Origin of the sequence: Streptomyces sp. NBC_00576, from assembly GCF_036345175.1 — a bacterium.
Lineage (GTDB): Bacteria > Actinomycetota > Actinomycetes > Streptomycetales > Streptomycetaceae > Streptomyces.
Map to the genome: position 1 here is coordinate 8,299,480 of NZ_CP107780.1, position 22,546 is coordinate 8,322,025.

At 68.8% G+C, this 22,546-nt stretch carries 20 protein-coding genes and 2 pseudogenes; 12 read left to right on the forward strand and 10 right to left on the reverse strand.

The features are described 5' to 3' along the window. Positions 1-115: 115 nt before the first annotated feature. Positions 116-331 (forward strand): hypothetical protein, encoded by a 216-nt coding sequence (locus OG734_RS36070; protein ID WP_189152012.1) that lies wholly within the window; start codon positions 116-118, stop codon positions 329-331. A 138-nt stretch (positions 332-469) separates the two neighbouring features. On the opposite strand, the gene OG734_RS36075 is transcribed toward OG734_RS36070, so the two are convergent. Both OG734_RS36075 and OG734_RS36080 read right to left on the reverse strand, forming a co-directional pair. Next, positions 470-1,171 carry a class I SAM-dependent methyltransferase gene (locus tag OG734_RS36075; RefSeq protein ID WP_330291618.1) on the reverse strand — a complete coding sequence of 234 codons (702 nt, stop codon included), beginning with the start codon at positions 1,169-1,171 and terminating at the stop codon, positions 470-472. Positions 1,172-1,254: 83 nt separating this feature from the next. Further along, positions 1,255-1,881, reverse strand: a complete 627-nt coding sequence (locus tag OG734_RS36080; RefSeq protein WP_330291619.1) for a DUF3043 domain-containing protein — start codon at positions 1,879-1,881, stop codon at positions 1,255-1,257. 225 nt (positions 1,882-2,106) lie between these two features. Between OG734_RS36080 and OG734_RS36085 the strand changes: the two genes are divergently transcribed. The 5 genes from OG734_RS36085 (at position 2,107) to OG734_RS36105 (ending at position 8,663) form a co-directional block, all read left to right on the forward strand. After that, positions 2,107-2,904, forward strand: a complete 798-nt coding sequence (locus tag OG734_RS36085; RefSeq protein WP_330291620.1) for a PspA/IM30 family protein — start codon at positions 2,107-2,109, stop codon at positions 2,902-2,904. A 42-nt stretch (positions 2,905-2,946) separates the two neighbouring features. Next, complete coding sequence (gene pspAA / locus OG734_RS36090; protein ID WP_330291621.1) at positions 2,947-3,225, forward strand: PspA-associated protein PspAA; 279 nt, start codon at positions 2,947-2,949, stop codon at positions 3,223-3,225. Between the two features lie 128 nt (positions 3,226-3,353). Continuing rightward, positions 3,354-4,604, forward strand: coding sequence for a sensor histidine kinase (locus OG734_RS36095; RefSeq protein WP_330291622.1), 1,251 nt, complete (start codon positions 3,354-3,356; stop codon positions 4,602-4,604). Between the two features lie 57 nt (positions 4,605-4,661). Beyond that, positions 4,662-5,345, forward strand: a complete 684-nt coding sequence (locus OG734_RS36100; RefSeq protein WP_330291623.1) for a response regulator transcription factor — start codon at positions 4,662-4,664, stop codon at positions 5,343-5,345. Between the two features lie 180 nt (positions 5,346-5,525). Next, positions 5,526-8,663 carry an efflux RND transporter permease subunit gene (locus tag OG734_RS36105; protein ID WP_330291624.1) on the forward strand — a complete coding sequence of 1,046 codons (3,138 nt, stop codon included), beginning with the start codon at positions 5,526-5,528 and terminating at the stop codon, positions 8,661-8,663. Between the two features lie 118 nt (positions 8,664-8,781). On the opposite strand, the gene nadA is transcribed toward OG734_RS36105, so the two are convergent. After that, positions 8,782-9,966: a quinolinate synthase NadA gene (gene nadA, locus OG734_RS36110; RefSeq protein ID WP_330291625.1), complete on the reverse strand. Its 1,185-nt coding sequence runs from the start codon at positions 9,964-9,966 to the stop codon at positions 8,782-8,784. 325 nt (positions 9,967-10,291) lie between these two features. Continuing rightward, a pseudogene (locus tag OG734_RS36115) lies at positions 10,292-10,393 on the reverse strand (RDD family protein); the annotation flags it as partial. A 105-nt stretch (positions 10,394-10,498) separates the two neighbouring features. Between OG734_RS36115 and OG734_RS36120 the strand changes: the two are divergent. Next, entirely contained in the window at positions 10,499-12,502 is a 2,004-nt protein-coding gene (locus OG734_RS36120; protein ID WP_330291626.1) for a PE-PGRS family protein, read from the forward strand. 298 nt (positions 12,503-12,800) lie between these two features. Next, positions 12,801-12,947: a hypothetical protein gene (locus OG734_RS36125; protein ID WP_330291627.1), complete on the forward strand. Its 147-nt coding sequence runs from the start codon at positions 12,801-12,803 to the stop codon at positions 12,945-12,947. A gap of 32 nt (positions 12,948-12,979) precedes the next feature. Here OG734_RS36125 and OG734_RS36130 read toward each other — a convergent pair whose 3' ends face one another. Both OG734_RS36130 and OG734_RS36135 read right to left on the reverse strand, forming a co-directional pair. Further along, the gene (locus OG734_RS36130; RefSeq protein ID WP_330291628.1) at positions 12,980-13,963 is read right to left on the reverse strand and encodes an NADPH:quinone reductase; all 984 of its coding nucleotides are present in this window, start codon (positions 13,961-13,963) and stop codon (positions 12,980-12,982) included. Positions 13,964-13,983: 20 nt separating this feature from the next. Further along, positions 13,984-14,562, reverse strand: coding sequence for a PadR family transcriptional regulator (locus tag OG734_RS36135; RefSeq protein WP_330291629.1), 579 nt, complete (start codon positions 14,560-14,562; stop codon positions 13,984-13,986). A gap of 126 nt (positions 14,563-14,688) precedes the next feature. Here OG734_RS36135 and OG734_RS36140 point away from each other — a divergent pair, with 126 nt between their 5' ends. Beyond that, complete coding sequence (locus tag OG734_RS36140) at positions 14,689-15,081, forward strand: ester cyclase (RefSeq protein ID WP_330291630.1); 393 nt, start codon at positions 14,689-14,691, stop codon at positions 15,079-15,081. 781 nt (positions 15,082-15,862) lie between these two features. Here the strand turns inward: OG734_RS36140 and OG734_RS36145 are convergent. Beyond that, positions 15,863-16,807, reverse strand: a complete 945-nt coding sequence (locus tag OG734_RS36145) for an alpha/beta fold hydrolase (RefSeq protein ID WP_330291631.1) — start codon at positions 16,805-16,807, stop codon at positions 15,863-15,865. Between the two features lie 145 nt (positions 16,808-16,952). On the opposite strand from OG734_RS36145, the gene OG734_RS36150 reads away from it, so the two are divergent. Beyond that, a complete protein-coding gene (locus OG734_RS36150) occupies positions 16,953-17,900 on the forward strand; it encodes a helix-turn-helix transcriptional regulator (protein WP_330291632.1) in 948 nt (315 codons plus the stop codon). Positions 17,901-17,976: 76 nt separating this feature from the next. Here the strand turns inward: OG734_RS36150 and OG734_RS36155 are convergent. Then, a pseudogene (locus OG734_RS36155) lies at positions 17,977-18,513 on the reverse strand (transposase); the annotation flags it as partial. 429 nt (positions 18,514-18,942) lie between these two features. Between OG734_RS36155 and OG734_RS36160 the strand changes: the two are divergent. Beyond that, positions 18,943-19,299: an iron-sulfur cluster assembly accessory protein gene (locus OG734_RS36160; protein ID WP_006380335.1), complete on the forward strand. Its 357-nt coding sequence runs from the start codon at positions 18,943-18,945 to the stop codon at positions 19,297-19,299. Between the two features lie 101 nt (positions 19,300-19,400). On the opposite strand, the gene OG734_RS36165 is transcribed toward OG734_RS36160, so the two are convergent. Beyond that, positions 19,401-20,996: a hypothetical protein gene (locus OG734_RS36165; RefSeq protein ID WP_330291633.1), complete on the reverse strand. Its 1,596-nt coding sequence runs from the start codon at positions 20,994-20,996 to the stop codon at positions 19,401-19,403. A 194-nt stretch (positions 20,997-21,190) separates the two neighbouring features. Then, positions 21,191-21,436: a hypothetical protein gene (locus OG734_RS36170; RefSeq protein ID WP_330291634.1), complete on the reverse strand. Its 246-nt coding sequence runs from the start codon at positions 21,434-21,436 to the stop codon at positions 21,191-21,193. Between the two features lie 134 nt (positions 21,437-21,570). On the opposite strand from OG734_RS36170, the gene OG734_RS36175 reads away from it, so the two are divergent. Continuing rightward, positions 21,571-22,545, forward strand: a complete 975-nt coding sequence (locus OG734_RS36175) for a carbohydrate kinase family protein (RefSeq protein ID WP_330291635.1) — start codon at positions 21,571-21,573, stop codon at positions 22,543-22,545. Position 22,546: the final 1 nt, after the last annotated feature.

Here is a 22,546-nt window from a genome sequence, read left to right on the forward strand (position 1 = left end):
AAACCTGATTTTCGCGTGTCCCCGCAGGTCTTGCGCGTCCGGCTAGGCTCGGGGGGCTGGAGCCGGATCAAGATCCGGCTCCTGGTCTGCAGCGGTTCATATCTTGGAGGCGTACATGGCGGCATGGACGTGGCGGTTCGAGAAGACCGACGGGGCGGAGGTCCAGCCCGCGGTGGAGCCCGAGGAGTTCACGACGCAGGGGGACGCCGAGTCCTGGATCGGTGAGTACTGGAAGGACCTTCTCGCAGGCGGCGCGGACCAGGTACGACTGTTCGAGGACACGACACAGATCTACGGCCCGATGAGCCTGAAGGACGCCCAGGAGGCGTAGCCGGACAAAAAGGCTTCCCGCGCCCCCGAAGGGGCGCGGGAAGCCTTTTTAGGGGCGCGGGGCTGTATTTGATTTGTGGCTCCGCCACGGGGCGCGACAAGCCCCCGCCGACCCGCAGCCGACGAACTGCCTGTCCAGTCAGCCCCGAACTCCGCACAGGTGCAACAACGCGGCCACCTGCCGATAGGGATCCGTCCGCCCAGCCCGCTCCTCCACGGCCAGCAGCGCATCGAGGTCAGAAGGAATCTCCGCGTCGTCGTCCGCCGTGTCCGTGAACACCCGCACCCCGTACCACGCGTGCAGCGGCGCCCCGATACCGGCGAGCGTGCCGGTGAGGGCGGACAGCCGGTCGGCGCGTACGTCGAGGCCGAGCCGGTTCGTGTAGGAGCCACTGTCGAAGGAGCCCATCGCTCCCGCCCAGTCCCCGGCAAGCCCCGACCGCATGGCCAGCGCGTCGCCATTGCGCACCAGCAGCGACAGCAGCCCGCCCGGAGCGAGCATCCGCGCCAGCCCCGCCAGCAGGGCATCCGGCAGTTCGACGTACATCAGTACGCCATGACAGAGCACCACATCGAAGCTGCCCGGCAGGAAGTGCACCCCGGTGTCACGGCCATCGCTCTCGAAGAGGCGGACGCGAGCACGGATGCCCTCCGGCTCGGCGGCCAGCGCCTCACGGGCCGCGCCGAGCATCCTCGGGTCCTTCTCGACACCGGTGACCTGATGGCCGGCCCGGGCCAGCCGCAGCGCCTGCGTGCCCTGGCCCATACCGACGTCGAGCACCCGCAGCCGCTGCCCGACCGGGAACCGCCCGGCTATCTGCTCGTCGAGCTGCCGGGCCACCAGTTCCTGCCGTACGACATTCCGCAGTCCGCCCAGCTTGTGCAGCCAGGCATCCGCCGCGCCCCCGGAGAACGACGTAGTGCTCAGGGCCGCTCTCCGCGCTTGACCTGCGGCTTCGGCAGCCGGAGGCGACGCATCTGGAGGGAACGCATCAGCGCGTAGGCGACCGCGCCCTTCGTCCGCTCGTTCGGATGGCGCGCGGCCAGCTGCTTCTTGAGCCGGAGCGCGATAAAGACCGAGTCGACGATGATCAGCACGATCACGAAGAGCCACAGCAGCAGCGCGATGCTCTGCAGCGCGCCCACCCGCACCATGCTCAGTACGAGGATGATCACTGCCATCGGCAGGAAGAACTCGGCGACACAGAATCGCGAGTCCACGAAATCGCGCGCGAAACGGCGCACCGGGCCCTTGTCGCGGGCGGGGAGATAACGCTCGTCCCCGCTGGCGAGCGCCTGGCGCTGACGATCCATCGCGGCACGGCGCTCGTCGCGCTGCCGCTTGGCCCCCTCCTTGCGCGTCTTCGGCGTACTGGCCACGCTGCGCCGCTGGGACTGGGCCTCACTCCGCTTGGGAGTGGGCCTGCCCTTCGGGGCCTGCGGGTCACGGGTCTGCTTGGAGTCGGTCACCTGCGCCTTGTCGGCGGGGGCCTTCTCTTCCTTGGCACGGCTACGGAACACAAAACCCAAGGGTAAGGGGTATCGGGGCATGGACCCCAGCCGAGTGGGGAACGATCCGGCAACACCGGTCGTCTTTAAGAGACAGACAGTAGGGGGTCACCTACTCCCTACGCCGGAGTGGGACAGATCGCAGGTCGTCCTTGGGGATGAGCGCATCGGGCCCGGAACAGTGCGGTAATGGAGACAGGGCCCGTACTGTTGGTCCTGTTGCAGGTGCTCGAGCTGGAGTCCGTCAGAAGGGGGCGCGCGAAGCCCATGAGCGGTGTCATGAAGCGTATGGGGATGATCTTCCGCGCGAAGGCGAACAAGGCCCTTGACCGGGCCGAGGACCCGCGCGAAACCCTCGATTACTCGTACCAGAAGCAGCTGGAGCTGCTCCAGAAGGTGCGCCGTGGTGTCGCCGACGTGGCGACCAGCCGCAAGCGCCTGGAGCTGCAGCTCGCCCAGCTGAACAAGCAGTCCTCCACGCTGGAGGACCAGGGCCGCAAGGCGCTCGCGCTGGGCCGCGAGGACCTGGCCCGCGAGGCGCTCTCGCGTCGCGCCGCCCTCCAGCAGCAGGTGACGGACCTGCAGACGCAGCACCAGACCCTCCAGGGCGAGGAGGAGAAGCTCACCCTCGCGGCGCAGCGCCTCCAGGCCAAGGTCGACGCCTTCCGCACCAAGAAGGAGACGATCAAGGCGACGTACACCGCCGCCCAGGCCCAGACCCGGATCGGCGAGGCGTTCACCGGCATCTCCGAGGAGATGGGCGACGTGGGCCTGGCGATCCAGCGGGCCGAGGACAAGACGGCACAGCTCCAGGCGCGCGCCGGCGCGATCGACGAGCTGCTCGCCTCGGGCGCCCTCGACGACCCCACGGGCATGGCGAAGGACGATATCCAGGCCGAGCTGGACCGGCTCTCCGGTGGTACTGATGTAGAGCTGGAACTGCAGCGCATGAAGGCGGAACTGGCCGGAGGGTCGTCGTCGGGGCAGCAGGCCATCGAGGGCGGCAGCGGCCAGCAGCAGTCCCAGCAGCAGCCGAAGGACACTCCGCGCTTCGACAAGCAGTAGACAAGCAGCAGACAGCAGTAGGCCACGCCTGAGGAGGGCGACATGATCGTACGGATCATGGGGGAGGGCCAGGTGAGGCTGGCGGACAGCCACCTCACCGAACTGAACAAGCTGGACGACGTGCTCCTGGCGGAAATGGAGACCGGCGACGGCCCCGGCTTCCGCCGCACCCTCCAGTCCCTCCTGGCCAAGGTCCGCGAACTGGGCGACCCCTTGCCGGACGACTCCCTGGAACCCTCGGAACTGATCCTCCCGTCGCCGGACGCGACGCTGGAGGAGGTCCGGGAGCTGTTGGGTGACGACGGGTTGATCCCTGGGTGAGGTTCCGCCTCTCAGCCCGTTGGGGGTCCCCCTCTGGGGGAGACTGAGGACAAGGCCCGTTCAGGGCCGTAGCAGGGGTCTGGGGGGTGCAACCCCCAGCAACGCCCAGGTGGCCTACCTTGACAAACGTGACTGTCCTCCAGCGAGCCCGACGCCACCTCAAAGCGCACCCCCTCGCGCTGGACGTCGCCCTCTCCGCAGCCGTCCTCCTCTGCATGCTGGGCGCCTCGTTCGTCGACCCCCACGGGCAGGACCACGGCGGCTGGACCGCCCGCACCCCCGACCCCCTCAGCCTGGTCCTCATGGTGCTCGGCGCCGCGGCGCTCGTCCTGCGCCGACGCGACCCCATGAAGGTGCTCGCGTTCACCGGCGTCGCCTCCCTCGTCGAGTCGGTCACCGCCGACCCCCGTGCCCCCGTCGCGATGTCCGCGGTGATCGCCCTCTACACCGTCGCGTCGACCACCGACCGCCCCACCACCTGGCGCGTCGGCCTCCTCACGATGACCGTCCTGACCGGTTCCGCGATGCTGGTCGGCCCTCTGCCCTGGTACGCGCAGGAAAACCTCGGCATCTTCGCCTGGACCGGCATGGCCGCGACCGCCGGGGACGCCGTACGCAGCCGCCGTGCCTTCATCGACGCCATAAGAGAGCGCGCCGAGCGAGCGGAACGCACCCGCGAGGAGGAGGCCCGCCGACGCGTGGCCGAGGAGCGGCTGCGCATCGCCCGTGATCTGCACGACGTCGTCGCCCACCACATCGCCCTCGTCAACGTCCAGGCCGGAGTCGCCGCGCACGTCATGGACAAGCGCCCCGACCAGGCCAAGGAGGCCCTCGCCCACGTACGGGAGGCCAGCCGCTCGGCGCTGAACGAACTGCGCGCGACCGTCGGGCTGCTGCGCCAGTCCGGGGACCCGGCGGCGCCCACCGAGCCCGCGCCCGGTCTGCACCGGCTCGACGAGCTCGTCGGCACCTTTCACAACGCCGGACTCCAGGTCGAGGTCGCCCGCGCCGACCAGGACACCACCCTCCCCGCGGCCATCGACCTGGCCGCCTACCGGGTGATCCAGGAGGCCCTGACGAACGTACAGAAGCATGCGGGGGCGGACGCGAAGGCCGAGGTCAGCGTCGTACGGGTGGGGCCGAACATCGAGATCACCGTGCTCGACAACGGGCCGGGGCGGGGAGCGGGCGCGGACGGGCCCGACGAGGGCGGCGGGCACGGGCTGCTCGGGATGCGGGAGCGGGTCACCGCGGTCGGCGGCGGCTGCACCGCGGGTCCCCGATACGGAGGCGGCTTCCGGGTGCATGCGATCCTGCCGGTGCAGAGCAGCCCGCGCGCCGCGAAGGGCACGGGCAGCCCCGTATCGAGAACCGTATGACCGCATGCCCACACCCACACCCATACGCACACCCGTACGCATACGTGAGGACCGTGTATGACGATCCGTGTCCTGCTCGCCGACGACCAGGCACTGCTGCGCAGCGCCTTCCGCGTGCTCGTGGACTCGGAGTCCGACATGGAGGTGGTCGGGGAGGCGTCCGACGGGGCGGAGGCGGTGCGGCTGGCGCGGGAGCAGCGCGCCGACGTCGTGCTGATGGACATCCGGATGCCGGGCACCGACGGACTGGCCGCGACCCGGCTGATCAGCGCGGATCCGGGGCTGGCGCACGTCCGTGTCGTGATGCTGACGACGTTCGAGGTGGATGAGTACGTCGTGCAGTCGTTGCGGGCCGGAGCCTCCGGATTTCTGGGCAAGGGTTCCGAGCCCGATGAGCTGCTCAACGCCATCAGGGTCGCCGCCGGGGGCGAGGCGCTGCTGTCGCCGGCCGCGACCAAAGGGCTCATCGCGCAGTTCCTCGCGCAGGGCGACGTACTGGACGACAGCCGCGACCCCGCCCGCGCCGAGCGGCTGGACGCGCTGACCGGGCGGGAGCGCGAGGTGCTGGTGCAGGTAGCGGGCGGGCACTCGAACGACGAGATAGCGGAGCGGCTGGAAGTCAGCCCGCTGACGGTGAAAACGCACGTCAACCGGGCCATGGCCAAGCTGGGCGCCCGGGACCGGGCCCAACTCGTCGTCATCGCCTACGAGTCGGGACTGGTACGTCCAAGGGTGGAGTGAGCTTCGGGCGGCGTACTGCGGCCGGAGTAGGGACCGGGTAAGGAAACGGGACCTGGGGGCTAGGGAAGAGGGGTGTTCCATGGCTCAGGGTGTAGGGGCGGGCGCTCATATGTGCCACACACAGGTGTGTCACCCGTGCGCCCTTCCTCCGCTCAGGCCACAGAAGAGAGACGCTCACCCATGTCCTGGCTGTCCAGGTTCAGCCTCGCGCAACGGGCCCTCATCGGGCTGATGTCGATCGTCGCGATCGTCTTCGGAGCGATAGCGATACCGCAGCTCAAGCAACAGCTGCTGCCCACCATCGAACTCCCGGTGGTGTCCGTCCTGGCGCCGTACCAGGGTGCGTCCCCCGATGTGGTCGAGAAGCAGGTCGTCGAGCCCATCGAGGACAACCTCGAAGGCGTCGACGGCATCACCGGCGTCACCTCCACGGCCAGTGAGGGCAACGCCCTGATCACGGCGTCCTTCGACTTCGGCAACGACACCAAGCAGCTCGTCGCCGACGTCCAGCAGGCCGTCAACCGGGCCCGCGTGCTGCTCCCGGACGACGTGGACCCGCAGGTCGTCGCCGGTTCGACGGACGACATCCCGACGGTCGTCCTGGCCGTCACGTCCGACCAGGACCAGCAGGCGCTCGCCGACCAGCTCGACCGCACGGTGGTCCCCGACCTGCGGGCCATCGACGGCGTCGGCCAGGTCACGGTGGACGGTGTCCGGGACGTCCAGGTCACCGTCACGCCCGACGACAAGAAGCTGACGGCGGCGGGCCTCGACTCGGCCGCCCTCGCCCAGGCACTGCAGGCGGGCGGCGCGACCGTCCCGGCGGGCTCGTTCGACGAGGCCGGCAGCAACCGCACGGTCCAGGTCGGCGGCGGCTTCACCTCGGTGGAGCAGATCGCGGACCTGATGGTCACGGGTGCGCCCGGCTCTCGGACCAAGCCGGCGCGCCTGGCCGACGTGGCGGCCGTCAAGCAGGAGTCGGCGAAGGCCGACTCGATCACGCGAACGGACGGCAAGCCGAGCCTCGCCGTCACCGTCACGATGGACAACGACGGCAGCGCGGTATCTATCTCGGACGCGGTCGAGGGCAAACTCGCCGACATGCGGGGGGACTTGGGCACCGGTGCGACGATCACGGTGGTCAGTGACCAGGGTCCGGCGGTGGCGAAGTCCATCAAGGGCCTGACGACGGAGGGCGGCCTCGGCCTGCTCTTCGCGGTGATCGTCATCCTGGTCTTCCTGGCGTCGATCCGCTCGACCCTCGTCACGGCGGTCTCGATCCCGCTGTCGGTGGTCCTGGCCCTGATCGTCCTGTGGACCAGGGACCTGTCCCTGAACATGCTGACGCTGGGCGCGCTGACGATCGCGATCGGCCGGGTCGTCGACGACTCGATCGTGGTCCTGGAGAACATCAAGCGCCATCTCGGCTACGGCGAGGAGCGCCAGGAGGCGATCCTCAAGGCGGTCAGGGAAGTAGCGGGCGCGGTCACCTCGTCCACGCTCACCACCGTCGCCGTCTTCCTGCCGATCGGTCTCGTCGGCGGCATGGTCGGCCAGCTGTTCGGCGCGTTCAGCCTGACGGTGACGGCGGCCCTGCTGGCGTCGCTCCTGGTCTCCCTGACGGTCGTACCGGTCCTCTCCTACTGGTTCCTGCGCGCCCCGAAGGGCACCCCGGAGGACGCGGACGAGGCCCGCAGGCTGGCGGAGGAGAAGGAGGCGAAGAGCAGGCTCCAGCGGGTGTACGTCCCTGTCCTGCGCTTCGCGACCCGGCGCCGTCTGACGAGCGTGGCGATCGCGGCGGTGGTCCTGATCGGCACCTTCGGTATGGCACCGCTCCTGAAGACGAACTTCTTCGACCAGGGCGAACAGGAAGTCCTCACCGTCAAGCAGCAGTTGAAGCCGGGCACGAGCCTGGCGGCGACGGACGCCCAGACCAAGAAGGTCGAGCAACTGCTCGCCGACGTGAAGGGCGTCAAGGACTACCAGGTGACGATCGGCTCGTCCGGCTTCCTGGCGGCCTTCGGCGGCGGCACGGACACCAACCAGGCCTCCTACCAGGTCATGCTGGAGGACTCGGCGTCGGCGGACGACGTCCAGGACAGGATCGAGGAGGGCCTGGCCAAGCTCTCCGGCATCGGTACGACCACGATCGCGGCCGGTGACGGCTTCGGCAGCCAGGACCTGAGCGTGGTCGTGAAGGCGGCCGACGGGGACGTCCTGCGCAAGGCGGCGGACGAGGTCCGCGACACGGTGGCGGGCCTGGACGACGTCACCGACGTCACCAGCAACCTGGCGCAGAGCGTGCCGCGCATCTCGGTGCGGGCCAACTCCCAGGCGGCGGCGGCCGGCTACAACCAGCAGACGCTGGGCGCGGCGGTGGCCGAGGCGGTGAAGGGCACGACGGCCGCCAAGGCGACCCTCGACGACACCGAGCGCGACATCGTCATCAAGTCGGCGAAGCCGGCGAAGACGCTGGACGAGCTGAAGGCTTTGGCGTTGGGCCCGGTCAAGCTGGGCGACATCGCGGACGTGAAGCTGGTGGACGGCCCGGTGTCGATGACCCGGATCGACGGCCAGCGGGCCGCGACGATCACTGCTCGCCCGACCGGCGACAACACGGGCGCGGTCAGCGCGGACCTCACCTCGAAGCTGGACGCCCTCAAGCTCCCCGCGGGCGCGACGGCCGAGATCGGCGGGGTGTCGTCGGACCAGGACGACGCGTTCAAGAACCTGGCGCTGGCGATGCTGGCGGCGATCGCGATCGTCTTCATGCTGCTGGTGGCGACGTTCCGTTCCCTGGTCCAGCCACTGATCCTCCTGGTGTCGATCCCGTTCGCGGCAACGGGCGCGATCGGCCTGCTGGTCGCCACGGGCACCCCGATGGGCGTCCCGGCGATGATCGGCATGCTGATGCTGATCGGCATCGTGGTGACGAACGCGATCGTCCTGATCGACCTGATCAACCAGTATCGCGGCCAGGGCTACGGAGTCGTGGAAGCGGTGGTGGAGGGCGGCCGCCACCGCCTCCGCCCGATCCTGATGACAGCCCTGGCGACGATCTTCGCCCTCCTCCCGATGGCGCTGGGCGTGACGGGCGAGGGCGGCTTCATCGCCCAGCCGCTGGCAGTGGTCGTCATCGGCGGCCTGATCACGTCAACTGCCTTGACCCTGCTGCTCGTTCCGACGCTGTACGCGGTGGTGGAGCTGCGAAAGGAACGGCGCGCGAAGAAGAAGGCGGCGAAGCGGGAGAAGCGGAGCGGGGATGCCGAGGGGTCGGCGCCGGCCGACTCGGACGCGCCGGAACCCGCAGGGGTCTAGCCGGTAGCGGCGGGAGCGGAGTTCTTCGCCCCCGCCGCCCCTACCCGTCCCAACCTCGGGGGCTCCGCCCCCGAACCTCCGCTCCTCAAACGCCGGAGGGGCTGAATATCGGCCTGCCCTACGGCAGCGCCAGCATCCGCTCCAGCGCGAGCTTTGCGAACGCCTCTGTCTCCCGGTCCACCCGTATCTGGTTGACCAGCTTGCCCTCGGCCAGGGACTCCAGGGTCCAGACCAGGTGCGGCAGGTCGATGCGGTTCATCGTCGAGCAGAAGCAGACCGTCTTGTCGAGGAAGACGACCTCCTTGCCCTCGGGTGCGAAACGGTTCGCCAGGCGGCGTACCAGGTTGAGTTCCGTCCCGATGGCCCACTTGGAGCCGGCCGGGGCCGCCTCCAGCGCCTTGATGATGTACTCGGTCGAGCCGACGTAGTCCGCCGCCTCCACCACCTCGTGCTTGCACTCCGGGTGGACCAGGACGTTCACGCCCGGAATCCGTTCCCGGACGTCGTTCACCGAGTCGACGCTGAAGCGTCCGTGCACCGAGCAGTGGCCCCGCCAGAGGATCATCTTCGCGGCGCGCAGCTGCTCCGTGGTCAGGCCGCCGTTCGGCTTGTGCGGGTTGTAGAGGACGCAGTCGTCGAGCGACAGCCCCATGTCCCGTACCGCCGTGTTGCGGCCCAGGTGCTGGTCCGGCAGGAACAGGACCTTCTCGCCCTGCTCGAAGGCCCACTCAAGGGCGCGTTCGGCATTCGACGACGTACAGATCGTGCCGCCGTGCTTGCCTGTGAACGCCTTGATGTCGGCCGAGGAGTTCATGTAGGAGACGGGGACGACCTGGTCGGCCACCCCGGCCTCCGTCAGGACGTCCCAGCACTCGGCGACCTGCTCGGCCGTCGCCATGTCCGCCATCGAGCAGCCGGCGGCCAGGTCGGGCAGGACCACCTTCTGGTCGTCGCCGGTCAGGATGTCCGCCGACTCCGCCATGAAGTGCACACCGCAGAACACGATGTACTCCGCCTCCGGACGCGCCGCCGCGTCCCGGGCCAGCTTGAAGGAGTCACCCGTGACGTCCGCGAACTGGATGACCTCGTCGCGCTGGTAGTGGTGGCCGAGGACGAAGACCTTGTCGCCGAGCTTCTCCTTGGCCGCACGGGCACGTGCCACCAGGTCCGGATCGGAGGGGGAGGGCAGGTCGCCGGGGCACTCCACGCCACGCTCGCTCCGCGGGTCGGCCTCACGGCCGAGAAGCAGCAGGGCGAGGGGCGTCGGCTGTACGTCGAGGTCCTGGGTCTGGGCGGTGGTCACGACACGCACCCTTTCTGTTCAAGCCTTTTCGTCGAATTGACGTTATCTATCGTAACCCCTTCACGTCACTTTGACGAGGTTCATAGCGTCGATGTGACATGAATCCCGGACCGGTTCCAGGGTCGGTTCCCTGAGCCGGATTGTCCTCACCGCCAGGCTCACGCTCTCGGTGAACGGGCGGTACCGGTGTGCGTTCGCCCGGTTCGTCGCCCCGGTGGAAAGTTCAGCGGGTTCGCGGTCCGGCGGCCTGGGGAGACCCGCTGTCCTGACGCGATCGGTCGCCCACCCCGAACGGTGCGTGTGCGAGTCGGCGCCTCTTGTCGTCGGACACGAACGTCCCGGCCGCCTTGTCATGCCAGCACTGCCTCCACGGCCTGTCCGGAATGCACCAAAGTAGACCAATCACTCCGATGGTGAGCAGATTCAGCGTGAGCTGAGTCGGCGCCCGCTCCGCAGCCCGTCTGCCGAACAGGCACGTCATCATCGCGATGGCGCCACGTTCGGGGAAAGCACTCGGGCAGGATGAGCTCTCGTGACATGTGGGAGAGACGAGCTCTTGGGGCTGCTGCAGCGTGCCGGGCTGGAGATCGTGGGGGAGTGGCGGACCGAGGATGTGGTGCCGCCCCGGGTCGCCTGGCGTCCGATCGTCGCGGGTGACGCCACGCCAACCGTAAGCGTGCGGGGAGACCATCCTGCTCTGGTCGCCGAGCTGAATGCGCAGTGGCACCGGCTCGCGGATGAGAACGGGATCCTCGGGGACGACGGCGTCTTCCTCATCGACGTCGCCGGCAACTGGACAGGGGGCGCGCCCAGGTTCTGGACGCGGGTGCGGCTCACCAGCGACTGGGACCTCGCCGGCGTGCTGGGCGAGCGGCCTGGCCAGCCGGAGTTCGTCACCCTCTCGGTGGACGGGGAGACGTTGGTGGGGGCGACAGCCGAGGAGGACGAGGTCTGGCTCATCGCTGTGGACCGCATCCGCGAGCGGCAGGAGACAGCTGCCCAGGCCGCGGCCCTGGAGAGCCCGCAGGAGCGGGCAGCCGCTTGGGTATCCCTGTTTCAGGGGCCGGGGCCTACACAGAGGCTGCGTGAGATGTGGGCCCACGGGCTGGCGCGCAATCCGGCCACGCCCGATGACTTGCTCGCCCGGCTTCTGGGCCTGTCGCATTTCCTCCTGTGGCGCCGCCTGCCGACAGCGGTCGTTGAGGCGGCCATCGTCCACCCGGAGTGGAAGGTGCGGCAGTTGCTGGCCGAGGCTCAGCCGGACATCACGGCTGAGCAGTGGGCTCGCCTGATCCTGGGCGAGCAGGACCCTCGGCGCCGCTGGATCCTCGTCATGATCGCGGCGGACCGGCGCGCCGAGCTCACCGACGCCATGTGTGAAAAGCTCGCCGCCGACCCTTCTCCTCAGGTCCGCAAAGAGGCCGCTCGTCTTCCCGGGCTGCCCCTACGGATACTGACTGCCCTGGTCGCCGACACTGATCCGTCCGTACGGGCCTTGGCCTGCCGCATTGCCTGGCCTCAGCTGGGAACTCGGGCCCGGCAGAAGCTTCTTGACGACCCTTCCGGAAAGGTTCGTGCTGAAGCACTGCTCCAGCGCCACCGAGAACATCCGATGCCCCGATCGGTTTTCGACACCGCAGACCTCAAGGACCGTGCGGTGGTGGCCTGCCGCCTGGAACGCGACCTCGCCGAGCACTTGGCCCGTCACAGCGATGCAGCTCTGCGCTGTTCTCTCGCGGGCAACCCCCGCCTGGACCCGGACCTGATCATCCTGCTGGCCCAGGACCTCGACGAAAGCGTTCGTTCCGTGGTGGCGACACGTCCCGACCTCACTGAGGAACAGCGGGCGGACATCCGCACCACTTTCGACCCGCGCGTCCACTACAACCCGCTCGGCTGGGTCACGGCGCTGCACGAGGATCCCGACGCCATGCGTCGGCTCGCCGCCTCCGCCCATCCCCTCGTGCGGCGAAGCGTCGCACGGGCCCGCCGTCTCCCGCCGGACGTCATCGAACTGCTCGCCCACGACGAAGACCGTGTCGTTCAGCTCTTCCTCGCGGAATCCTGCGACGACGCGCCCGCTGACATGCTGCTGCGGGTGTGGCAGTGGTGGACCGGCAGTCTCAGTGCCCCCGATCGCCCTCACGGACACCCGAACTTCCCCCGTCGCGACCTGCTCCGTTACGCCGACGACCCGAACCCGCGCATGCGTCAACTGGCTTTGGACGACCCGGAGTCGACGGTCGAACTGGTGGAGCGATTCAGCCGGGACAGCAGCGAAGAAGTACGGCACCGTGCCGCAGCCGACCCACGGCTGACGCCCTCATCGGCGGTGCGACTGCTCGACGACCCGTACGAGCGGGTACGCCACGCGGCTGCCACGCACCTCCGGCTACCCGCATGGGTACTGACCCGGCTGCTGCGGGACACCGACACCGCAGAGGCAGCCGCCCGGCATCCAGCGCTGCCTGTCCCCGTCATGGAACTACTGCTCCAGCGACTCCAGCCAACCGCCGGCGCCGCCCCGAGGCCATGAACCGAGTCCGGCCACTGCTGTTCCTCGACGTGGACGGGCCACTCAACCCCTATGCGGCCAAGCCGGAGAAGCGCCCCGACGGCTACACCACAATCAGAGTGCCCCAGGACAGCGGAACTCCCGACGAACACAGAGGACTCTCAGCCCGGTGGCGACCCCTGCGGGTCTGGCACAGCAACGCGGCCGGATGCAGATACCTCTTGCCCGGTCACAGCCCTGGACGCCCGCGCAACCCCTCGGCCTCGCCGACACCTTGAGACATCACGGTCTGCCTGCCCGCGCTGCACGGAAAACCGCCATGATGGACGCCCTCGTAGACCTGCCGTCCATGGTCATCGCCGACCTGCTCGGCATCCACCCCAAGACAGCCGAACGCTGGGCCACCCTCGCCGGCGGGAACTGGTCCGATTACTTGGCAGCGCGACGGGCCGACCCGTGGGGCTAGGCAGTTGAGCAGGGCAGTGTTCCGAGTCTGCGCTATTGGGGGACGGTGAGCAGGATTCGGCCGTGGCCACCGCCGGCGTCGACGTGGTCGTGGGCCTTGGCGATGTCGTCCAACGGGTGACGGTCACCGACGGCGACGGTGAGGGCGCCGACGGCGGCTGCGGAGGTGAGGTCGCGGGCGGCCTGGCGCTTGGCCTCGGCGGGGAAGTCGTCGCTGCCGAGCAGCCGCAGGGTGACGTTGTTGAACAGCAGAGGCCAGAAAGGGATTTCGGTGCGGTCCGAGCGGGTGGCGTAGGCGGCGATGACGGCGTTGTTGGCGGCGACGGCGTTGTCGAGATCGGCGTTGTCGGACAGCGCGACCTCGATGATCCGGTCGACGCCCCGTGGCGCGTACGAGCGGATGGCCGCGGCGGGGTCGCCGGTGTCCAGGGCGACGGCGTGGGAGACGACGGCCGGGTCGACGCGGTCGAGGTCCGCGGTTCGGCGGACGGTGGCGATCACAGTGGCGCCGGCCCAGTGGGCGAGCTGGGTGGCCAGGGAACCGACGCCGCCGAGAACTCCGTGGACCAGGACCAGTTGGCCGTCGACCGGGCCGTCGGCGAAGACGGTGCGGTGGGCGGTGATGCCGGGGATGCCGAGGCTCGCGCCCAGCTCGTCACTGAGGTGGTCGGGCAGGGGTGCGGCCTGGTGGTCGGGTACGACGGTGTACTGGGCGGCGGTGCCGAAGGGGCGGTAGGACTGGGCGCCGTATACCCAGACCCGTTGTCCGATGCGGCGGGCGTCGACCTGGGCGCCCACGGCGTCGATGACTCCGGCGGCGTCGCTGTGCGGGATCACTCGCGGGTAGGGCATGGACGAGCCGAGCCAGCCGCGCCGTTTCTTGGTGTCGCCGGGGTTGACGCCCGAGACGGTGACGCGGACGCGGACCTCGCCGGGGCCGGGGACGGGATCAGGGAGTTCACCGACGTGCAGGACATCGGCGGCGGGGCCCTGGTCGTCGTACCAGGAAGCAAGCATGGGGGTACCTCCGTGGGCGGTCAGCTCGCGGGAGCGGCGGGCGCATGTGGATCGCTGTCGGTGCATGCGGTGTCGAATGCGGGCGGCTTCTCCCCGAGGGTCTCGCGCAGCCAGGTCCGTTCGGCGCGGCTGGTGGCGCGGGCGGTGAGCAGCATGCCCCGCCGGTAGGGGTCGGCGATCTCCTCGGCACGCAGGGGCCGCTCGTTGTCGTAGAAGAAGCTCGCCGGTTCTTCCAGGAACTCCAGCCGTCTGCGCAGCACCGCGTGCTGTTCGGCCGCGTCGGGCAGGTGGGAGAGGAAGGCCAGGACGATGTAGAACCGGGTGAAGTCGGTGATCTCGTGGTCGGCGGGCTTGCGCAGCCGCTGAAGCATTTCGGCCCGTCCGGCCGCGGTCAGGCTGAGCACGTATCGGGCCGCCCCCGCGGCTGGGTCGGCGCGCCGCTCGATCAAGCCCGCCCTGGTCAGGCGATTGATCGCCGGATACAGGCTGCCGTCACTGACCGGCCGCGTATAGCCGGTCAGCTGTGAGACGCGGCGGCGCAGCTCGTGTCCAGGCAGGGGTCCCTCGGCGAGGAAGCCGAGTATCGCGAGTTCCAGCATGAGTCCATCTTCGCACGCGAACATCGAATCGATGCAAACATCGATTCGATGTTACGCTCGCAGGTACCAGCCCAAACGTCTCTGGAGAGGCACAGCAAGATGCCATCGCAGTCCACCGAGTCAGTGATGAACCGTTTCGTCGAGTTCATCAACGCGGGCAACGAGGATCTCGCCCGCGAGGTCATTTCTCCAGACGCGGTGTTCCACGCGCCAAGCCACCCGGAACCACTGCGGGGGCCCGATGGGTACCTGGAAGTCATCGGGATGATGCGCAGCGCCTTCCCCGACGTCCAGTGGACACTGGAGGAGACAGTCACCGAAGGCGACACTGTGGCCGCGCGGTTCACCATGCGGGGAACCCACGACGGTGAATTCTTCGGGATCCCGGCGAGCGGCAACAAGATCTCGGTGCAGGCCATGAACTTCTACTACCTGGCCGACGGCCGGATCGTCGGCGAACGGGGCCAGCCCGATCTCCTCGGGGTGATGCAGCAGATCGGTGCCGTACCGGCGCCGTGAACCTCGTAGCGCCGGGTGAGCCTTCTGCCGCGGCCCACGACATCAGGGCAGCCCGCTCCCACGGCCTGCTCGACACCCTCAACACCGGCGGCATCCAGCATCGTGCGGGAGGGCTTCGACTCCCCCCGCGTGATCGAGCGGACCCGGGGGCGGGCGAGGTTCTGACCGGTGGCGAGGGGGTGTCCGCATGGTCTGGTCCCAGTAGGCGAAGTTGGTCCTGTAGCAGCACCGCGAACGCTGCGGCGGCGCTGGCGGCCACGACGCCGACCGCCTCAACACCGACCTGGCCCAAACTGATCCCCCTTCGGCGAGACCGTCATGGCAGCAGCCAGCAGCGTCATCATGGACCGGTTACTGGGTGAGGCGGCAGGTCGAACTCGTAGGGCCTGAGCTGGCCTCGATCACAGCTGCCTCCCTCGCCGAGTGGCAGCGATCCCATGTGGTGTTGCCGGTCCCGCAGGTCAATTCGATTCCGGAGCCGTCGTAGCCACGTTTTCAGCTTGTACATGCGCCGAACGGGCCGGAGGGTTTTCCCTCCGGCCCGTTCGGGTTTTCCGTACCGCTGTCAGATGCTCAGGCGGGGCACCGGGGGAGGTGAGGCCCGGCCGCTGCCTCGCTGTGCCGCTGTTCCCCCGTGAGCCTGCCCCCGGCTTGCCGGACGGCCGGTGGCCGTGGCTGATCGGACGGTGGCGGCTGCTGCTCGGGCCTCGGCCGAAGAGAGATTCACACACTGCCTGACGGCTCGAAGAGCTTCAGGCGACACGAACCGGATCACGAGCCACTAAATGGCATCCTGCTGTTCCAGCCATTTCGTAATCGCCTGGTTCGTTTCTTCCGGCTTCTCTTGCTGGATCCAATGACCGCAATCCAGATTGACCACTTCCACATGGGGGACGAACTCTGCCAGCTTTTCAGATCTCTGGACCGCATCCCGGTCGCCGTAGATCATGAGTGTGGGCTGCTGGATGATCGGGTCCACGTCCGCCAGCAAGCGCCAGTTGCGGTCAAGGTTCCTGTACCAATTCACACTCCCCGTGAACCCTGTCGATTCGAAGGCGGAGACGAAAACGGCCAGTTCGCTGTCGCTCATGACGGGATCACCGAGTGGCGTTTCCGCTCTGGCGAGATCGATCAGCGCCATACCCGGCTGAGGCTCCCTGGGGGGCTCGTTCTTCCGGTACATGTTGCGAAGGAACTGGAAGGTGTTCTCCTCGAACACGGCGTCCGCGACGCCTGGCTGCCGATTGAAGTGGACGAAATAGAAGTCGCTGCCAAGCACATCTTCCATGAACTCGATCCAGGGCTTTTCTCCGCGCTCCTGGTAAGGCAAGCTCAGGTTGATCACTTTGTTTACACGGTTCGGATGCAGCAGGGTCAGTCCCCAGACGACCATTGCACCCCAGTCATGACCGACAAAGGTGGCATCTTCGTATCCGTAGTGATCGAGAAGTGCGACGAGATCACCCGACAGGTGTTCAATGTCGTAGTCCGTCACTTCGGTCGGACGGGATGAGTTCCCATAACCCCGCTGGTTCGGGACGATGACATGGTAGCCCGCTGCGGCGAGGGCGGGCATCTGATGGCGCCAGGAAAAGGCGTGCTCCGGCCAGCCATGACAGAGCACAATGGGCTTTCCGGCATTCTGCCGGCCTGCTTCAAAGACTTCAAGCTCCACACCGTTGACCGAAATAAGGGTGGGCTTGGGGAAATCGGCTGGATCGAACATTGCATTTCCTCTCTCTTTTCGCACCCCCGACGGGCCGGGGGCCGATACGGCCGTGGGCAGTGGGACCCGCCGGTGAGGCCATGTCGCCATCCTGCCGACTGAAACCGGTCATCCCATGACCGGTTTTTGTGGAAGTGTCGTCGGCATGCGAACCGACCGGCTGGTGGCCGTCCTCCTCCTGCTGCAACGGCGCGAGCAGGTGACAGCAGCAGAGGTCGCCCGAGAGCTGGAGGTCTCCGAGCGCACCGCCCGCCGCGACCTCGACGCCCTGGCCATGGCGGGGGTGCCCGTGTACTCCCTGCAGGGCCGAAGCGGCGGCTGGCGCCTCGTGGGCGGCGCCCGCACCGACCTGTCCGGGCTGACCGCCAGCGAGGCCCGCGCCCTGTTCCTGGTCGCCGGCCCGGCCTCGGCCGCGACACCGGCCGTGAAAGCAGCACTGCGCAAGCTCGTCCATGCCCTGCCGGAACCCTTCCGGGTCCAGGCCGAGGCAGCAGCGTCGTCGCTGGTCATGGACCCGCAACGATGGGGGTCGAGCCGGATCGAGCACCGACCGCCCCGCTTCCTCGACGAACTCCAGGACGCGGTGATCCGCGGCGTCCAGGTACGGCTCGGCTACATCGACCGCAAAGGCACCGAAACCGAGAGAACCGTCCACCCCCTGGGCATCGTCGCCAAAGGCCCGTCGTGGTACCTCGTCTCCAACACCGAGGCAGGCCGGCGGACCTTCCGGATCGACCGCGTGTCGTCCGCCGACCCGACCGACGATCCCGTGCACCGCCCCGAGGACTTCGACCTTGCCGAGAGCTGGCACGAGATCGCCGACGAGGTCGACCGCAAGCGAACGCCCCTCGAAATCCAGGCGGTATGCGCGCCCCACGGGATAGGCCTGCTCCGGATGGCGCTCGGCGGTCGGCTCGAGGTGGGAGGTTCCATGACCGACGGCCGCATCGAGGTCGTGATCCGCGGCCACAACGAGTACATGCTCGCCGGCGAGCTTGCCGGGCTGGTCGAATGGATCGAGGTGACTGGCCCTCGGGGTGTGCGAGACCACATGGCCTCGATCGGCAACGCGCTCGTTGAGCGATACGGCTGAGACCGTCCCACCGTGTCGAAGTGCGGATCGTGGAGGCGTCCTCGCGGAAAGCGGTGTCCCGGACGAAGTGGAGCCTGTTTTCGATCACCCAGCGCGCCCTCGAGATCGTCGCGATGCGTTCCGGGGACGCCTGCCGATGCCGACTGGTCAGATCGGTGATCACGTAGACGGTCTCGCGGCTCTGCTTGCCGGTCTTGGTGTCGGTGCGGTGGCGTACGACCTTGACGACCTGGGCGGCGTAGAACTTCGCCGTCACCTCGCCCCAGGGCAGGGTCCGCATCTGTTCGAAGAGGTTCTTCTGGTTCCGTTTCACCGTGAAGGCGTCGTGCTGAGTGCGCAATGAGTCCCCGGTCACCGTGACTCCTTGCAGTTCATAGGGGTCCAACAGGGTGGCGAAGCACGTGATCTCGTTCGTCCTCGATCCGGTCGGCGGCGGGCGGGGCGGGGGAGCCGTCCTGACCACGAGGAACCGGTCGCTGCCGAGGTCCATCACGACTTGGACGTCCCTGCCCTGGGCGCGCTGGGCGGCGGCGAACTCTTCCGCCGGCCCGCGGGGGACTCCGGCGGGGAACCGCTCCAGGACGCTGCGGGACTGCACAGTGTCCGTGTCCATCACTCGTCACCGCCGTTCACACGCTCGTGGATCTCGATCAGCGTGCCGATGGCGTCGGGGCTCTCCGCCATGCCGGTCGAGGACCGTCTCCTGCAGTGCTCGCACCGGTGCGGGGGCGAGGACCGTCCAGGGCGTCGACGGTGAGCCGGGCGGGCTCCGCCGGGTTGCCGGACCGGGTGAGGATCCCGGAGACGTGGAGCAACTCCCCGGGCTGGATCTTGGTGAGCAGGGAGTACGCGATCCGGGCGTTGCCAGAGTGTCGAGGTAGCCGTCGTCCGAGGTTGTCCACAGGTCGCTGTTCGCGTTCTGGCGGGTGTGCGAGCATGGAGGGGAGAACGGAAAGACAGACTCTCGGCCCGGAATGAATCCGCGGCCCCGCCGGTTGCACTCGTCGGCAAGCAGTCTCCGTACAACCCGGGAGAGATGTAGATGTCCGTATCGGACGAGACCAGCACCGTCACCGACGGCATCATCCTGTCCGACGCCGCTGCGGCGAAGGTCAAGGCCCTGCTCGACCAGGAAGGCCGCGAGGACCTCGCCCTGCGTGTCGCGGTCCAGCCCGGCGGTTGCTCGGGTCTGCGCTACCAGCTGTTCTTCGACGAGCGTTCCCTCGACGGTGATGTCCTCAAGGACTTCGACGGTGTGAAGGTCGTCACCGACCGTATGAGCGCTCCCTACCTCGGCGGCGCCTCGATCGACTTCGTCGACACGATCGAGAAGCAGGGCTTCACGATCGACAACCCGAACGCGACGGGCTCCTGCGCCTGCGGCGACTCCTTCAGCTAGGCCCAGAGTCGTACGCACGTCATTCGCGTGAAGGCGGCGCCCCCTTTGACGGGGGCGCCGCCTTCACGCGTACGGGGTAAGGCCTGCGGACTACTCCCGGACTACTTCTTGGCGAAATCGCCCTCGGGGATCGCCTGCCCGTCCGCCCCCACGACCTTCCGATCACCCAGCGGCTCGTCCAGCTGCACGGTCTCGTACGTCGCCTTGGCAAGCATGATGCAGACCTTGCCCTTCTCGGTCGTCGAGGTCACGGTCACCGTCACCTCGCCGTCCTCCTTCGCCGACGCCGAGTACTTGCTGCACACCCCGCCCCAGAAGCCCACGGTCAGCTCCTTGCCGTCGCCGGAGACCGTGTAGCCCTCAAGCTTCATGTCACGCGTCGTCGTCCCGGACGTCGGCTCGTCGCCCGGCGCGGTCGGCGTTGCCGTCGGGGACGGCTCCGCGCTCGTCCCGGAACCGGCCCCGGCCAGATACCGGGGGTCGATCGCCGGATACGTCACTGTGAAGCCCTCGGCGGCACCCTGGGCCCGTACCTCGAACAGCCACGACGGCACCAGCGCCGGCTGCCCGGCCACGGAGTGCGAGGCCAGCCCGAACACCGCCTTGTCGACGGTGAGCGACTCCTTCTGCCGCGTCGTCGTACCGCACGGCGCCTCCAGGCGGTCCTTCAGCGGTACGGGACTGGCGCAGCCGCCGATGCCCATGCGGTGCTCGGGAGTCGCCCCGGCCCCCGGCTCGTTGAGCAGGGCCAGCGTCGCCTTGGCGCCGAGCACCGGATACGTGTCGCTCTTCACCGGTGTCGCCAACTGGCCGCTGCCGCCCACCACTTCGCCCTGCGCGCTGACCTGGATGCCGGTCGTCCAGCCGTACGTGGGCAGTCCGCCGACCACCGGGTCTGCGTTCACCACCCGCTGGGTGCCCATGAGCTGGCTCGCGTCCAGCTTCGCGTCGTCCTGGCCGACCGCCTTCAGGATCGGCGCCGCGGCCTTCTTGGCTGCCGCCTCGCTCACCGGATCCACGGTCTTCCCGGCGGCGGCGCCTGAGCCCTGCACGCACACGGTCGTGCCCTTGCAGTTGTCGGAGCCCCCAGCCAGATACCGGCTGAAGGACCAGGTCCCCGGCGCCAGCTTGCTCACCCGCAGGATCGGACCCGTGCCGTCCTTCGCCGTGCCGACCAGCCAGCCGTCGGCCTCCGTCACCGGCTTCCCCTCGACGCCGAGCGCCTTGGCCAGCCGGGTCACGTCGGCGGCCGTGATCGTTTCCTCGGAGCTCTTCGCCGTTGTGTACACCGGCGCCGAAGCGGGCCCGGCGGGCAGCGCGCCGTCCGCCCGGTAGGTCACGCCGTTCGGGTCGGGCTCACCAGGCGCGATGCCGTTCGTACCGCCCGTGTCACCCGTACCACCGTCGGTGTAGCCGTCGAGGGCCAGCGGCGGGGGAGTGGTGCCGTCGCCGCCGGGCGCGGACGTGTCCGTACGGTCGTCGTCGCCCGAGCCGCCGGTCAGGCTGGTGGCGAGGTACGCCCCGCCGCCCCCGACGAGCAGGACCGCGGCGGCGACCGAGGCGACGAGCACCGGGGACCGGCGCCGGGACGGGCGCTCGGCGCCGTTCTCCTCCGGCGCGGCCTCGGTGGTGCCGTCCGCTTCGGCCTTGCCGGCCTTCTCGTCGGCGTCGTCGTGATCGGGTCGCTCGGTGTTCACCGCATCGCTCCTTCGGCTCCCAGCTGTCCCGGCTGTCCCGACCGGCCCGGCCCTGTCACCGACAGGCACCGAGGGGTCGTACACCGCGTCCTCTTTACGGGGGACAGCGATGGGACGCAGCGGGGGAGCGCACGGTTCCCGTCGAGCGCTGGTCGAGTGCTGGTCGGGGTGCTGCTGCCGCCTCGCCGTACCCGTCAGTCGCCGTAATAGGGCATCGCGTCCACCAGCCGGGCCGAGGCGAGCGGGACGGTCACCCCGTGGATACGGGACGGGGAGACGGGCAGGGCGGTGATCCTGTCCGGGGCCGCCCAGTGCGGCGCCATCCGAGCGCAGTCGCCGCGCAGGGAGGCCAGATCCCCTTCGAGGTCGTGCGGGGCGGCGCCCGGTCCTGAGCGCAGCTGCTGGACCTGAAGGGCCTGGTGGACCTTGAAGTTCGTCATACCGGAACCGTATGCACCGGATACCCGGCCGAGAAAGATCTACTATCGGGTAGTTTTGCCGCTACAGCGAGCACGGGCGGACCGGGTAGCGTGAACTGTCAACCCGCCTCCCCTCGCAGGAGAGTGTCCTCGCCGTGCGTATCGCAGTCACCGGCTCCATCGCCACCGACCACCTCATGACCTTCCCCGGCCGTTTCGCCGACCAGCTCGTAGCGGATCAGCTGCACACGGTCTCGCTCTCGTTCCTGGTCGACAACCTCGACGTACGCCGGGGTGGCGTGGGCGCGAACATCGCCTTCGGCATGGGCCAGCTCGGCACCAGGCCGATCCTGGTCGGGGCCGCCGGCGCCGACTTCGACGAGTACCGCGCCTGGCTGGACCGCCACGGCGTGGACACCGACTCGGTGCGTATCTCCGAGACGCTGCACACCGCCCGTTTCGTGTGCACCACCGACGCCGACCACAACCAGATCGGCTCCTTCTACACCGGCGCCATGAGCGAGGCCCGGCTGATCGAGCTGAAGACCGTCGCCGACCGCGTGGGCGGCCTGGACCTGGTCTCGATCGGCGCGGACGACCCGGAGGCGATGCTCCGCCACACCGAGGAGTGCCGCACCCGGTCCATCCCGTTCGCCGCCGACTTCTCCCAGCAGATCGCCCGCATGGGCGGCGACGACATCAAGGTCCTGCTGGAGGGCGCCGCGTACCTCTTCTCGAACGAGTACGAGAAGGGCCTCATCGAGTCGAAGACCGGCTGGTCCGACGCCGAGATCCTCGCCAAGGTCGGCACCCGGGTGACCACCCTCGGCTCCCGGGGCGTACGCATCGAACGCGACGGTCAGGAGCCGATCGAGGTCGGCTGCCCGGACGAGGAGGCCAAGGTCGAGCCCACGGGCGTCGGCGACGCCTTCCGCGCCGGCTTCCTGTCCGGCCTGGCGTGGGACGTCTCCCTGGAGCGTGCCGCACAGATCGGCTGCATGCTCGCCACCCTGGTCATCGAGACGGTCGGCACCCAGGAGTACCAGCTCCGCCGCGGCCACTTCATGGACCGCTTCCGCAAGGCGTACGGCGACGACGCGGCGACCGAGGTCCAGCAGCACCTGAAGTGAG

Bases quoted from the DNA above. Each gene is read 5' to 3' on its own strand.
- OG734_RS36070 (WP_189152012.1), top strand. From the start codon at position 116: ATGGCGGCATGGACGTGGCGGTTCGAGAAGACCGACGGGGCGGAGGTC.
- OG734_RS36080 (WP_330291619.1), bottom strand. From the start codon at position 1,881: ATGCCCCGATACCCCTTACCCTTGGGTTTTGTGTTCCGTAGCCGTGCC.
- OG734_RS36085 (WP_330291620.1), top strand. From the start codon at position 2,107: ATGAGCGGTGTCATGAAGCGTATGGGGATGATCTTCCGCGCGAAGGCG.
- pspAA (WP_330291621.1), top strand. From the start codon at position 2,947: ATGATCGTACGGATCATGGGGGAGGGCCAGGTGAGGCTGGCGGACAGC.
- OG734_RS36100 (WP_330291623.1), top strand. From the start codon at position 4,662: ATGACGATCCGTGTCCTGCTCGCCGACGACCAGGCACTGCTGCGCAGC.
- OG734_RS36105 (WP_330291624.1), top strand. From the start codon at position 5,526: ATGTCCTGGCTGTCCAGGTTCAGCCTCGCGCAACGGGCCCTCATCGGG.
- OG734_RS36125 (WP_330291627.1), top strand. From the start codon at position 12,801: ATGATGGACGCCCTCGTAGACCTGCCGTCCATGGTCATCGCCGACCTG.
- OG734_RS36130 (WP_330291628.1), bottom strand. From the start codon at position 13,963: ATGCTTGCTTCCTGGTACGACGACCAGGGCCCCGCCGCCGATGTCCTG.
- OG734_RS36135 (WP_330291629.1), bottom strand. From the start codon at position 14,562: ATGCTGGAACTCGCGATACTCGGCTTCCTCGCCGAGGGACCCCTGCCT.
- OG734_RS36140 (WP_330291630.1), top strand. From the start codon at position 14,689: ATGAACCGTTTCGTCGAGTTCATCAACGCGGGCAACGAGGATCTCGCC.
- OG734_RS36145 (WP_330291631.1), bottom strand. From the start codon at position 16,807: ATGTTCGATCCAGCCGATTTCCCCAAGCCCACCCTTATTTCGGTCAAC.
- OG734_RS36150 (WP_330291632.1), top strand. From the start codon at position 16,953: ATGCGAACCGACCGGCTGGTGGCCGTCCTCCTCCTGCTGCAACGGCGC.
- OG734_RS36160 (WP_006380335.1), top strand. From the start codon at position 18,943: ATGTCCGTATCGGACGAGACCAGCACCGTCACCGACGGCATCATCCTG.
- OG734_RS36170 (WP_330291634.1), bottom strand. From the start codon at position 21,436: ATGACGAACTTCAAGGTCCACCAGGCCCTTCAGGTCCAGCAGCTGCGC.